Annotated in this window: 10 protein-coding genes and 1 pseudogene; 9 read left to right on the forward strand and 2 right to left on the reverse strand. The window is 68.3% G+C overall.

The window, feature by feature from the left end; all coding sequences use genetic code 11:
• The first annotated feature begins 99 nt into the window (after window positions 1-99).
• From ACSJJU_RS08205 to ACSJJU_RS08220, 4 genes and pseudogenes are all read left to right on the forward strand, one after another.
• Window positions 100-1,605, forward strand: coding sequence for a leucyl aminopeptidase (locus ACSJJU_RS08205; RefSeq protein WP_435914863.1), 1,506 nt, complete (start codon window positions 100-102; stop codon window positions 1,603-1,605).
• Window positions 1,606-1,626: 21 nt separating this feature from the next.
• Entirely contained in the window at window positions 1,627-2,076 is a 450-nt protein-coding gene (locus ACSJJU_RS08210) for a DNA polymerase III subunit chi (protein ID WP_435914864.1), read from the forward strand.
• 144 nt (window positions 2,077-2,220) lie between these two features.
• Complete coding sequence (gene ndk / locus ACSJJU_RS08215; protein ID WP_435914866.1) at window positions 2,221-2,643, forward strand: nucleoside-diphosphate kinase; 423 nt, start codon at window positions 2,221-2,223, stop codon at window positions 2,641-2,643.
• Between the two features lie 143 nt (window positions 2,644-2,786).
• Window positions 2,787-3,128 (forward strand): annotated as a pseudogene (locus ACSJJU_RS08220) (YciI family protein); the annotation flags it as partial.
• Between the two features lie 299 nt (window positions 3,129-3,427).
• Here ACSJJU_RS08220 and purN read toward each other — a convergent pair.
• Together purN and purM are read right to left on the reverse strand one after the other, a co-directional pair.
• Window positions 3,428-4,087, reverse strand: a complete 660-nt coding sequence (gene purN / locus ACSJJU_RS08225; RefSeq protein WP_435914867.1) for a phosphoribosylglycinamide formyltransferase — start codon at window positions 4,085-4,087, stop codon at window positions 3,428-3,430.
• The gene (gene purM, locus ACSJJU_RS08230) at window positions 4,077-5,180 is read right to left on the reverse strand and encodes a phosphoribosylformylglycinamidine cyclo-ligase (protein WP_435914868.1); all 1,104 of its coding nucleotides are present in this window, start codon (window positions 5,178-5,180) and stop codon (window positions 4,077-4,079) included. The genes purN and purM overlap by 11 nt, the downstream gene beginning before the upstream one ends.
• A gap of 128 nt (window positions 5,181-5,308) precedes the next feature.
• On the opposite strand from purM, the gene ACSJJU_RS08235 reads away from it, so the two are divergent.
• From ACSJJU_RS08235 to ACSJJU_RS08255, 5 genes are all read left to right on the forward strand, one after another.
• Window positions 5,309-6,703: a hypothetical protein gene (locus ACSJJU_RS08235; RefSeq protein WP_435914870.1), complete on the forward strand. Its 1,395-nt coding sequence runs from the start codon at window positions 5,309-5,311 to the stop codon at window positions 6,701-6,703.
• A 6-nt stretch (window positions 6,704-6,709) separates the two neighbouring features.
• Window positions 6,710-7,780 (forward strand): AI-2E family transporter, encoded by a 1,071-nt coding sequence (locus ACSJJU_RS08240; RefSeq protein ID WP_435914871.1) that lies wholly within the window; start codon window positions 6,710-6,712, stop codon window positions 7,778-7,780.
• Window positions 7,777-8,442, forward strand: coding sequence for an HdaA/DnaA family protein (locus tag ACSJJU_RS08245; protein WP_435914872.1), 666 nt, complete (start codon window positions 7,777-7,779; stop codon window positions 8,440-8,442). Before ACSJJU_RS08240 ends, ACSJJU_RS08245 begins: the two co-directional genes overlap by 4 nt.
• Before the next feature lie 31 nt (window positions 8,443-8,473).
• Window positions 8,474-10,666 (forward strand): RNA degradosome polyphosphate kinase, encoded by a 2,193-nt coding sequence (locus ACSJJU_RS08250; protein WP_435914874.1) that lies wholly within the window; start codon window positions 8,474-8,476, stop codon window positions 10,664-10,666.
• A 64-nt stretch (window positions 10,667-10,730) separates the two neighbouring features.
• Window positions 10,731-12,272 carry a Ppx/GppA phosphatase family protein gene (locus ACSJJU_RS08255; protein ID WP_435914875.1) on the forward strand — a complete coding sequence of 514 codons (1,542 nt, stop codon included), beginning with the start codon at window positions 10,731-10,733 and terminating at the stop codon, window positions 12,270-12,272.
• Window positions 12,273-12,468 lie beyond the last annotated feature (196 nt).

The raw sequence follows: 12,468 nt of genomic DNA on the forward strand, positions 1-12,468 counted from the left end.
GTGGGCGAAACAATCTGACCCCGTTCACCTTTGCTGAACGGCGATTGATCGCTATGTACGCATCAGGTTGTCTTTGGACTTCAATCAGGGATTCTCTCCATGAAGGTCTCTTTCGAAACGGCTGGTGCGCTCAAGAGCGGTGCACACGCCATTCTTGTTACTCAAGGTGCACTGCAAACCGGGACTGTCCAGTCCCTTGATGCGACGACGGGCGGGCAGGTGACGCGCGCGCTCCAGGCGAACCGTTTCAACGGCGAGACCGGGCAGGTGCTGGAGATCCTGGCGCCGTCGGGTCTGGAGGCCAGCCGCCTGCTGCTGGTGGGGCTGGGCGAGGCCGCCAGGGTCGGCGCGACGGACCTGGAGAAGGCGGGCGGCACCCTCTATGCCCGCCTCGCAACCTCCGGCGAGACGGCGCTGACCATCGACGCCTCCAGCCTCGAGGGCGTGGGCGTCGAGGCGGGCGATGCCGCCGCGCGGCTGGCGGGGGGCGCACTGCTGCGCTCCTACCGGTTCGACCGCTATCGCACCAAGGAGCCTGCCTCCAAGAAGCCGACGCTTGAGACCCTGAGCGTCTGGACCGGCGACGCCGCCGGAGCCGAGAGCCGCTACGCCCGCTTCGCGGCGATCGCCGACGGCATCTTCTTCACCCGCGATCTGGTCTCCGAACCGGGCAACGTGATCTACCCCAAGTCCTTTGCCGAGCGGGCCCAGAGTCTGACGGCGCTGGGCGTGAAGGTGGAAGTGCTGGGCGAGGCGCAGCTGCGGGAGCTGGGCTTCGGCGCGCTCCTCGGCGTCGCCCAGGGCTCGGTCAACGAGCCGCAGGTGGTGATCCTCGAATATGACGGCACCGGCGGCGCGGGCGGCGACACCCCGCCGGTGGTGTTCGTCGGCAAGGGCGTGACGTTCGACACCGGCGGCATCTCCATCAAGCCCGCCGCCGGCATGGAGGGCATGAAGTGGGACATGGGCGGCGCCGGCGCCGTGATCGGCGCGGTGCGCGCGCTCGCCGCCCGCAAGGCCAGATGCCGCGTCGTCGGCCTGTGCGGCATGGTGGAGAACATGCCCTCCGGCACCGCCCAGCGCCCCGGCGACGTGGTCAAGAGCTACTCGGGCCAGACCATCGAGGTCATCAACACCGACGCGGAAGGCCGCCTGGTGCTGTGCGACGTGATGGCCTACGCCCAGGACCGCTACAAGCCGAAGGTGCTCGTGGACCTCGCCACGCTCACCGGCGCGATGGTCATCTCCCTCGGCCACGAATACGGCGGCATGTTCAGCAACGACGACACGCTTGCCGCCCAGCTGGACTCGGCGGGCAAGGCCACCGGCGACAAGCTGTGGCGCATGCCGATGGGCGACGCCTACGACAAGCTCATCAACACGCCGATCGCGGACATGAAGAACGTGGGTCCGCGCGAGGCGGGCTCCATCACCGCCGCCCAGTTCCTGAAGCGGTTCGTGAAGGACGGCGTCGCCTGGGCGCACCTGGACATCGCCGGCATGGTGTGGTCCGACAAGGACACGCCGCTGTGGGAGAAGGGCGCAACCGGCTACGGCGTGCGCCTGCTCGACCAGTTCATCGCCGACAACTACGAAGCCCGCTAAGCTCCTGAGGTTGCAAAGACGATGGCCGAGATCAGCTTCTACCACGTGACGCGGCAGGCGCCGTTGCAGGCGCTGGCGCGGCTCATGGAGAAGGTGCACGGCCAGAACCTCAGAACCGTGATCCGGGCAGGAAGCGAGGAGCGGGTGCGGGAGATAGACGCCTATCTCTGGACCTACAACCCGGCCTCCTTCCTGCCCCACGGCACGGACACCAGCCCATACCCCGAGGCCCAGCCGCTGTTCATCACCACGGGCACGGGCAACCCCAACGGCGCGACCGTCCTTGTCCTGATGGACAACGTGCTGCCCGAGACGGTAGAAGGCTTCGAGAGGGTGCTCTACCTGTTCGACGGACAGGACGAGGCCCAGACCCAGACCGCCCGCCAGCACTGGAAGACTCTCAAGGCGCAGGGCCATGGCCTGGCCTACTGGGAGCAGCAGGAAGGCGGCGGCTGGAAGCGCTCCGCCTGAGCGGTGTTGCGTTGAATCGTCATTGAGTGCTGCGGATCGCCGCTGATCGTTGTGGGGCGCAACCGACCCATTGCGTTTTCACCGCCCGGGCGATAGAGACGCGCAACTTCCCATCCTTAACGATTTCTCAACTGGAGTTTCCCCATGGCGCTCGAACGCACCTTTTCGATCATCAAGCCGGACGCAACCCGCCGCAACCTGACGGGCAAGATCAACGCCATGCTGGAAGACGCCGGCCTGCGGATCGTCGCCCAGAAGCGCGTGCGCCTGACCCGTGAACAGGCCGAGGGCTTCTACGCCGTGCACCGCGAGCGTCCGTTCTTCAACGACCTGGTCGAGTTCATGATCTCCGGCCCGGTGGTGCTCCAGGTGCTGGAAGGCGAGAACGCCGTCGCCAAGAACCGCGAGGTGATGGGCGCGACCAACCCGAAGGACGCCGCCGAAGGCACCATCCGCAAGACCTTCGCCGAATCCATCGAGGCGAACTCGATCCACGGCTCGGACAGCCCGGAGAACGCGGCGATCGAAATCGCCTACTTCTTCGCGCAGACGGAAATCGTCGGCTGACCCCGACGTTCCCCGCGCATGAACAGGAAGGGCCGGGCTCCACCGGCCCTTTTCTGTTTGCAGGAAGATTCGCCTGATGCATTGAAGAAACCGAAGTGGCTTCGCGTTCATCTCTTCTGGGCAGCAGAAATGAGGAGGCCCCCATGCGCGTGCTGGTTCTGGTGAAGGCGACGGAGTCGAGTGAACGCGGCGACATGCCGTCCGAGGAGTTGATGCGGGAGATGAGCGCGTTCAACGAGGCGCTGCTCGACGCGGGCATTCTGCTGACGGGCGAGGGGCTGAAGCCCACATCGGCAGGAAAGCGGGTGGTGTTTGACGGCGCGTCCCGGGAAGTGATCGACGGCCCCTTCGCCGGGCCGAACAACCAGGTGGCGGGCTTCTGGATCTGGCAGGTGAAGGACATGGACGAGGCGCTGGAGTGGGTGAAGCGCTGCCCCAACCCGATGCCGGAGCGCTCGGAGATCGAGATCCGGCCGCTTTTCGAACTCAGCGACTTCGGTGACGCAATCCCCGAGGACGTGGCCAGACAGGAACGCCGGCAACACGAACGGCTGGCGGAACGCAAGTAGCGTGCTTCTCGGTAGAGGGGGATAATGCGAGGGTCGCGGACCCTCGCGCTCCCGATCGTTTTGCAGGGCCGCGTTTCCAGCGCCCACCGGGAACACGGCCGCTTGAAAGGAACGGGAGGTGCAGGAGGGGTAAGCCCCTCCTGCAAAATACTTTCATAAAACAAGAAAAAGGGCCGGAAAATCCGGCCCTTGCTGCATCACCTTCAACCAAAACCTCACCCGCGCGGGGCCGGGTTCACCAGCGGCTGGGCGGTGGGTTTGGCGTCGCGGATGCGGGCGATCATGCCCTCGATTTCCACGCGGCCCTCGGCGATGAGGCGCACGGCTTCCGGGTAGATGCGGTGTTCCTGTTCGAGGATGCGGGCGGCGAGGGTGCCTGGGGTGTCGCCTTCCAGCACCGGCACGGCTGCCTGGGCAATGATCGGCCCTTCGTCCAGCTCGGGCCGCACGATGTGGACGGTGCAGCCCGCGATCTTGCAGCCGGCCTCGATGGTCCGCTCGTGGGTGTGAAGGCCCCGGAAGGCGGGCAGGAGCGACGGGTGGATGTTGAGGATGCGGTCCGGCCACCGGTTGATGAACTCGGCGGAGAGCACCCGCATGAACCCGGCAAGGCAGACGATGTCCACCTCATGGCGGCGGAGCTGGTCGTCCACCGTGATGTCGAACGCCTCCCGGCTGGCGAAGCCGGTGTGGGAGATGACGATGGCCGGGATACCGGCGGCGCGGGCGTAATCCAGCCCTGCCGCCTGGCCCTTGTTGGAGATGACGCAGACGATCTCGGCCGGGTAGCCCGGCTGCTGCGTGGCATCGAGCAGCGCCTTGAAGTTGCTGCCCCGGCCGGAGATCAGGACACCGATGCGGAGCTTACGCGTCATGAGAGGCGTCCCACGCGTCGTTGTAGCCCCAGGCCCCGGCGGCGGAGGTAACCCGGCAGCCGCGCACCTCGCCCTCGGCGGCCTCGATGCGGCCGATGCGGTGCACGGTCTCGCCCGCGTCCTCCAGCGCCCGGGTGACGGCGGCCACGTTGTCCTCGGAGACGACGATCGCCATGCCGATGCCGCAGTTGAAGGTGCGGACCAGCTCGGGGCCCTCGATCTTGCCCAGATCGCGCAGCCAGCGGAACAGCGGCGGGAGATCCCAGCTGGCGGTATCGAACACGGCGCGGGTGCCCTTGGGCAGCACGCGCGGCACGTTCTCGGTGATGCCGCCGCCGGTGATGTGGGCCAGCGCCTTGATGCGGCCGGTGCGCACGATCGGCAGCAGCTGCTTCACGTAGATGCGGGTGGGGGCGAGCAGGGCCTCGCCCGCCGTCACCGCCGGATCGAACGGCGCCGGGGCGTTGAGGTCGATGGCGAAGTCCGCGACGAGGCGGCGGACCAGCGAGTAGCCGTTGGAGTGGACGCCGGAGGAGGCAAGGCCGAGGATGATGTCCCCCGCGCTCACCGTCTCGCCGGTGAGCTGCTGGCCGCGCTCCACCGCGCCGACCGTGAAGCCGGCCAGGTCGTAGTCGCCGTCGCCGTAGAGGCCCGGCATCTCGGCGGTCTCGCCGCCGATGAGCGCGCAGCCCGCCTGGCGGCAGCCTTCGGCGATGCCCGCGACCACCCGGGCGGCCACGCCCGTGTCCAGCTTGCCGGTGGCGAAGTAGTCGAGGAAGAACAGCGGCTCCGCGCCCTGGACCACCAGATCGTTCACGCACATGGCGACGAGGTCGATGCCGATGGTGTCGTGACCGTCCGCCTCGATGGCGAGCTTGATCTTGGTGCCGACGCCGTCGGTCGAGGAGACCAGCAGCGGATCATTGAAACCGGCCGCCTTCGGGTCGAAGAATGCACCGAAGCCGCCGAGATCGCTGTCCGCACCGGGCCGGCGGGTCGAGCGCGCCAGCGGCGCAATGGCCCGTACCAGCGCATTTCCGGCGTCGATGGACACGCCAGCCTCGGCGTAGGTGTAGGGGGTGTTTTTGGACATGGCCGGGTCTTTCCACAGCTGAAAGGCGATGTACAGTTGCCGCCCTGTTACCAGATTGAACTTGAGAAGCGAGACCTCAGTTGTAAAAGGAACGCATTCCTGTCTCACAAAGTCACTGATTGGTCGTCGTGCGGCTCGTAGCTCTCCTCCTTATCGGCCTGCTCTCCGGTGCGACCGCGCATGGCGCCGAACCCACCGTTGCCGAGCCGTTTTCGGTGAAGGATATCGCCGTGGACGTGCTCGCCCGCGACGCGACACAGGCCCGGGAAGCGGGGATTCGCGCGGCTCAGCAGCGGGCATGGCGGCGGCTGTGGGCCCGGCTGACGGGTCAGCCGGAATCCTCGGCGCCCAGCGTCGGCGAGGGCGGCCTCAACGCCATGGTCGCCGGAATCAACGTGGAATCGGAGCGATTCTCGTCCCGGCGCTACATCGCGCGGCTGACGGTGGATTTCGACCCCGCGCCGGTGCGCGCCATGATCGGCCAGATGGGAATCGGGCCGGAGGGACGCAAATCCCACCCGATTCTGTTGCTGCCCGCCCTGAAGGATGGGGGGGGCTGGCTGGGCATCGACCCGCGCAACCCGTGGTTCCGCGCCTGGACCGGCTTTGCGGACGTGCGCTCCAGCATCGACTATGTGCAGGTGACCGGCACCCCGAGTGACAGCATCTTCCTCAACGCCAAGCGGGGCGTCGATGCGGACCCGGGGCTGATGCGCCTCGCGCTGCTGCGCTACGGGGCGCAGGACTTCGCCGTGGCCGAGGCCCGGCTTGAGCGCACATACCCCGGCGGCCCGGTGAAGGGCGTGTTCCGCATTCTCCACGGCCTCGACGCCGCGCCGATCGCCACCGTGACGCTGACGGCGGAGTCGCCCGCCCGGGTGCCCGCCATGCTGAGCGAGGCCGTCACCCGGCTCGACGCCGCCATGAACGACGCGCTGAAGGCGGGCAAGCTGAAGGCCAGCCCGGTCGTGAAGGCCGAGGACATGCTGGCCCCGGCGCCCGAGCCCTCGGAGCAGGTGTTCACCGTTCAGAGTCTGCGCGGCATCGACGTGCTGGTGGATACGCCCGATTCCCAGAGCTGGTCCGCGATGGAACAGTTGCTGCGCCGCGCGCCCGCGATCACCGGGCTGACCATCACCGGCCTGTCGCTGGGCGGCGTCTCGCAGGTGCGCCTTGGCTATGGCGCGACCATGGACTGGCTGCACTATGACCTGGACGCCCTCGGCCTCAAGCTGGCGCAACTGAACGACGGGCGTTGGCTGCTGCGCTACAAGCGCCCGGACGACCCGGCCGTGCCGCGCCCGGTCCTTGTGGAGGGCGAAGGGGAGGAGGGTGTGGTCACCCAGTCTCCCGGCGGCCAGTCTCCAGCCAGTCAGACTCCGGCCAATCAGGCGCCAGCCGGTCAGGCCCCGGCGGGTCAGACGAATGGCGGTCAGACGAACGGTGGCCAGACGCCCGGCGCCGGACCGGAATCGCTGCTGCCGCCCGGATTCGGCCAGCAGCCGCGCAACCCGCAGGAGTAGCGCCTGATGACATCCACGCCGCCGCGCTGGGTCTGGTTCGCCCTTGGCATCGTTCTGCTGTTGGCCTTCTTCGTCTCCGTCAGCGGCATTCTGCTGCCGTTCGTGGTGGGCCTGGCGGTCGCCTACCTGCTCGACCCGCTCGCCGACCGGATGGAGGCCTGGCGGCTGCCGCGCTGGCTGGCGACCAGTATCGCCATCGTCCTGTTCTTCGGGCTCCTGATCGGGGTGTTCATCGCCATCGCGCCGATGCTGCGCGATCAGGTGATGGGGTTTGCCCAGGCGCTGCCCGCCTACATCGTCAAGCTGCGCCAGCTCATTGTCGGCCTCATCGACGAGGCGGGCGGCAGCCGGCAGGCGGAAACCCTCGTCCAGCAATCGGGGGGCAAGGTGGTGGAATGGGTCGGCGCGCACGTGGGCCAGTTGCTGGCCAGCGGCATCGCTTTCTTCAACCTGCTCTCGCTCATCCTCATCTCGCCGGTGGTCGCCTTCTACCTGCTGCGGGACTGGGACATCATCGTCGCGCGGATCTACTCCTGGCTGCCGCGCGCCCACCTCGCCACGATCCGGCAGCTGCTGGGGGAGATCGACTACGCCCTGTCGGGCTTTGTGCGCGGCCAGTTCCTGGTGTGCATGGCGCTGGCCGTGCTCTACGCCGCCGGCTGGAGCCTCCTCGGCCTCAACTACGCGCTGGTGCTGGGGCTCATCGCCGGTCTGCTCGCCTTCGTGCCGCTGGCGGGGCCCTTCTTTGCCTCGGCGCTCGCCGTGCTGGTGGCGCTGGGCCAGTTCGGCACGGACTGGCTCAAGGTGGGGCTGGTCTACGGGGTGTTCGTCATCGTGCAGGCCATCGAGGGCAGCATCCTCACCCCGAACCTCATCGGCAACCGCGTCGGCCTGCATCCGGCGTGGGTGATCTTCGCCATCTTCGCGGGCGGCGAACTCATGGGCGTGCTCGGCATCTTCCTCGCCGTGCCGGTCGCCGCGATCGTCGCCGTCTTGTCGCGGTGGCTGCTCCAGCGCTATCTCGCCAGCCGGCTCTATGACGATGGAAGCCAGCCGCGCGAGGAAGAGACGCCATGAAACAGCCGCCGCTGCCGCTGTCCTACCGCAAGGCGACGGGCATCGAGAACTTCGCCGTCTCGCCATCCAACGAACTGGCCGTCGCCTATCTCGACAACTGGCCGGAATGGCCAAGCCATGCCCTGCTGATCGTGGGGCCGGAGAAGTCCGGCAAGAGCCATCTGGGCGCGATCTTTGCCAGCCGCACCGGCGGGCGGGTGCTGGGGCCGGGCCAGCTGCACAGCCGCCTGCGCCTGCCGACACTGGTGATCGACAACCTGGGGCCGGGCGTGGACGAGGAGGGGCTGTTCCACCTCATCAACTGGACGCGGGAGCAACGCATCGGGCTGGTGCTGCTGAGTCGCCTGCCGGTCAAGAGCTGGGGGCTGGAGGTGCCGGACCTGTCCTCGCGGCTCCTCGCGCTGCCCGTGGCCGAGATCGCCCAGCCGGACGACCCGCTGATGGCGGCGCTGCTGGTCAAGCAGTTCCGCGACCGGGGGCTGGACGTGCCGCCGGACGTGATCGATTTCCTGATGCTGCGGCTGGAGCGGGACTACGCCCGCATCCACGCGGTGGTGGAGGCCATCGACCTGACGGCGCTGGAGAAACGGCGCCCGGTCACGGTGCCGCTGGTGCGGCAGGTGCTGGCCGATTTGGCCGCCAGAGCGCCGAGCTTGTCATAATTTTTTACCAGGGGCAGAGTATCAGGCAGCTATGCCGATACATGCCCATCTCGCCGCCACCGCCGCCGAGCCGCGCCACCCGGTCAGCCCGGAACGTTACTTCAACCGCGAACTGTCGTGGCTGGCGTTCAATTTCCGCGTGCTGGAGGAGGCCCGCAACACCAGCTACCCGCTGCTGGAGCGGCTGCGGTTCCTGTCCATCTCGGGCAGCAACCTGGACGAGTTCTACATGGTGCGCGTCGCGGGCCTGCGCGGGCAGCTGGACGCCGCGGTCGAGACGCTCAGCCAGGACGGCCTGACCCCGGCCCAGCAGCTTGCCGCCATCTCCGCCAAGGCGGAGGAGCTGATGCGGGCCCAGCAGGCGGTGTGGGCCGAGCTGCGGGAAGCGCTGGCGGCCGAGGGCCTTGAGGTGCTGGACCGGAGCCAGCTGCGCGCGGCGGAGAAGGACTGGCTGGAAGGGCACTTCCTCGCCAAGATCTTCCCGGTGCTGACGCCGCTTGCCATCGACCCGGCCCATCCGTTCCCGTTCATCCCCAACCGGGGCATCTCGCTGGTGCTGGAGCTGCGCCGGAAGAGCGACAACAGCATCCTGCACGCGCTCCTGCTGCTGCCGACCATGCTGCCGCGCTTCATCCGCCTGCCGGGGGACGGCCTGCGCTTCATCAGCCTCGAGAACACCATCCGCCTGTTCCTGGCCGAGCTGTTCCCGGGCTACGAACTGCTGGGCGACGGTGCCTTCCGCGTGATCCGCGACAGCGACATCGAGGTGGAGGAGGAGGCGGAAGATCTGGTCCGCTACTTCCAGTCGGCGCTCAAGCGGCGCAAGCGCGGGCAGGTGATCCGCCTCAAGATCGAGGCGCAGACCCCGCCCGAGCTGCAACGCATGGTAATCCGCGAGCTGGGCGTCGCCGAACGGGACGCGGTGGAGGTGAGCGGCGTCCTCGGCATCGCCGACACCGCCCAGCTGATCGTGGACGAGCGGGCGGACCTGAAGTTCGAGCCCTACACCCCGCGCTTCCCCGAGCGCATCCGCGAGCACGGGGGCGACTGCTTCGCTGCCATCCGCGCCAAGGACATCCTGGTCCATCACCCCTACGAGAGCTTCGACGTGGTGCTCTCCTTCCTGCGTCAGGCGGCGGCGGACCCGGACGTGGTCGCCATCAAGCAGACGCTCTACCGCGCCGGCAAGAAGAGCCCCATCGTGCGCGCCCTCATCGAGGCGGCGGAGGCGGGCAAGTCGGTGACGGCGGTCGTCGAGCTGAAGGCCCGGTTCGACGAGGAGCAGAACATCCGCTGGGCGGCGGAGCTGGAGCGGGCAGGGGCGCAGGTGGTCTACGGCTTCATCGACCTCAAGACCCACGCCAAGCTCTCCATGGTGGTGCGGCGCGAGGGGCGGGACCTGCGGACCTACTGCCACTTCGGCACCGGCAACTACCACCCGGTGACGGCCCGCATCTACACGGACCTCAGCTTCTTCACCGCCGACCCCCGGCTGGCGCACGACGCGGCGCAGGTGTTCAACTACATCACCGGCTACGTGCCGCCCGAGCATCTGGAGGCCCTTGCCATGTCGCCGGGCGGCATCCGGGCGACGCTGATGAAGCATATCGACCAGGAGATCGCCAACGCCCGCGCCGGGCTTCCCGCCCAGATCTGGGCCAAGCTGAACGCGCTGGTGGACCCCATCATCATCGACAAGCTGTACGAGGCCAGTCAGGCGGGCGTGCAGATCGACCTGGTGGTGCGCGGCATCTGCTGCCTGAAGCCGGGCGTGCCGGGCCTGTCGGAGAACATCCGCGTCAAGTCGATCATCGGCCGCTTCCTCGAACACAGCCGGATCGTCGCCTTCGCCAACGGCGAGGCGCTGCCCTCGCGTCAGGCCAAGGTGTACATCTCCTCGGCGGACTGGATGCAGCGCAACTTCGACCGCCGCGTCGAGGTGCTGGTGCCGATCGAGAACCCCACGGTCCACGCCCAGGTGCTGGACCAGGTGATGGTCGCCAACCTGAAGGACACGGAACAGTCCTCCTGGCTGCAACCGGACGGCTCCTACGTGCGTATGCCGGCGCGGGGGCGCGCCTTCAACGCGCATCGCTACTTCATGACCAACCCGTCCATGTCCGGCCGGGGCGCGGCGCTGAAGGACCCCGGTGCCATCCCGCAACTGGTGCTGGAAGGCGACGATGGTCAAAAAGACCGCGCTGCCCCGTCCGCTGCGGGTTGATCGCCGCGCGTCCCCGGCTAAAGTGCCCGCCAACCCCGTCCGTGGTCATCGTCGAGTAGGTTCCATGAATCGCGCTGCCGTGTCGCTGCCCAATGCCCGCCCGCGCGCTGCCCTCCGTCCGCTCGCCGAGCGCCTGACCGCCATCATCGACATCGGCTCCAACTCGGTGCGCCTTGTGGTCTACCGCGGCGTCGTGCGGGTGCCGCTGACGGTGTTCAACGAGAAGGTGATGTGCGGCCTCGCCAAGGGTCTGGCCGAGACCGGCCGGATGGACGAGGACACCATGGAGCAGGCCATCGACACCCTGCGCCGCTTCGCCCTGCTGTGCGCCGACATGCAGGTGGACCAGCTGACCGTGGTGGCCACCGCCGCCGTGCGGCTGGCCCGCAACGGGCCCGACTTCGTCGCCCGGGTGAAGCGGGAGACCGGGCTCGACATCACCGTCATCACGGGCGAGCAGGAAGGCTACTATGCGGCGCTCGGCGTGCTCTCCGGCATGCCGTGGGCCGACGGCGTGGTGGGCGATCTGGGCGGCGGCAGCCTGGAGTTGATCCGCATCAGCGGCGGGAAGGTGGGCGAGCGGGTGTCGCTGCCCATCGGCGTGCTGACCCTGAGGGCGCAGGCGGAGGCGCACGGCGCGCGCGGCCTTCAGGAGATGGTCGCCCGGGCGCTGGAGACCGTGCCGTGGCTGGAGGATGTGCGCGGCCTGCCATTCTACACCGTGGGCGGCTCGTGGCGGGCGCTGGCGCATCTGGACATGCATCTCAACAACTGCCCGCTGCGGATCATCCAGAGCTACCAGATGGAACCGGCCGCCCTTGGCCGGCTCGGCAAGGCGCTCGCCACGCTGGACCGCAAGGAACTGAAGAAGGTCAAGAGCCTGACCGAGCGGCGACTGCCCAGCCTGCCGGTGGCGGTGACCGTTCTCGAAGCGCTGGTCAAGGCGCTGGATATTCCCCTCATCATCAACTCGGCCTACGGCCTGCGCGAAGGGCTGCTGTTCGATTCCCTGCCGCCCGCCATCAAGCGGGAAGACCCGCTGCTGGCCGCCTGCCGGGTCGAGGCGCGCCACGAGGGCCGCTTCCCCGAGCACGGCGACGCGCTCATGGTGTGGATGGACCCGCTGTTCTCGGAGGGCGAGAGCCACGAGGACCGCCGCCTGCGGCTCGCCGCCTGCCTGCTGGCGGACGTGGCCTGGCGCGGCCACCCGGACTTCCGGGCGGAGCGGGCGCTGGAGGCCTCCTTCTACGGCAACTGGGTCGGCATTGACTTCCGGGGCAGGGCCATGGTCGGCGCCGCCCTTTACGCCTGCTACGGCGCCTCCATCAGCGAACGCTACGGCCCGATCGTCCAGCCGCTCGCCAGCGCGGAGGATCTGAGCCGCGCCCGGGCCTGGGGGCTGGCGCTGCGACTCGGCCAGCGGCTGACGGCGGGCACGGCCAAGCCGCTGGAAGGCTCCCGGCTGTTCCGGCGCGGCGACCAGCTGGTGCTGGCGCTGACCGAGGAGCACACGGGGCTCTACGGCGAGGTGGTGGACCGGCGCCTCGCAAGCCTTGCCAAGCATCTGGGCCTCACGCCCCGCTTCGAGCTGATCCGCAACCACTGAGTGTCCGCCCGCTGGCAGCAGGGCGTCCCGGGGAGTCGCATCCCGGGCGGGGGAGAGCTGCGCGCTCCCGGCCCGCCCCAACGCGCACCGGGGCGGAGTCCGACGGACAGGGGCCAGAGCCGATAGGTGCTGGTGAAAAACATTTCGGCTTCGGTTTACCTCTCAGTCACCATTACGACCTTAATAACTATGCCGA

It is taken from the genome of Pedomonas sp. V897 (assembly GCF_051304405.1).
GTDB lineage: Bacteria > Pseudomonadota > Alphaproteobacteria > Sphingomonadales > Sphingomonadaceae > Pedomonas.

Coding starts and splice junctions, on each gene's coding strand:
- ACSJJU_RS08255 (WP_435914875.1), top strand. CDS start 10,731: ATGAATCGCGCTGCCGTGTCGCTGCCCAATGCCCGCCCGCGCGCTGCC.
- purN (WP_435914867.1), bottom strand. CDS start 4,087: ATGACGCGTAAGCTCCGCATCGGTGTCCTGATCTCCGGCCGGGGCAGC.
- purM (WP_435914868.1), bottom strand. CDS start 5,180: ATGTCCAAAAACACCCCCTACACCTACGCCGAGGCTGGCGTGTCCATC.
- ACSJJU_RS08240 (WP_435914871.1), top strand. CDS start 6,710: ATGACATCCACGCCGCCGCGCTGGGTCTGGTTCGCCCTTGGCATCGTT.
- ACSJJU_RS08245 (WP_435914872.1), top strand. CDS start 7,777: ATGAAACAGCCGCCGCTGCCGCTGTCCTACCGCAAGGCGACGGGCATC.
- ACSJJU_RS08210 (WP_435914864.1), top strand. CDS start 1,627: ATGGCCGAGATCAGCTTCTACCACGTGACGCGGCAGGCGCCGTTGCAG.
- ACSJJU_RS08205 (WP_435914863.1), top strand. CDS start 100: ATGAAGGTCTCTTTCGAAACGGCTGGTGCGCTCAAGAGCGGTGCACAC.
- ACSJJU_RS08250 (WP_435914874.1), top strand. CDS start 8,474: ATGCCGATACATGCCCATCTCGCCGCCACCGCCGCCGAGCCGCGCCAC.
- ndk (WP_435914866.1), top strand. CDS start 2,221: ATGGCGCTCGAACGCACCTTTTCGATCATCAAGCCGGACGCAACCCGC.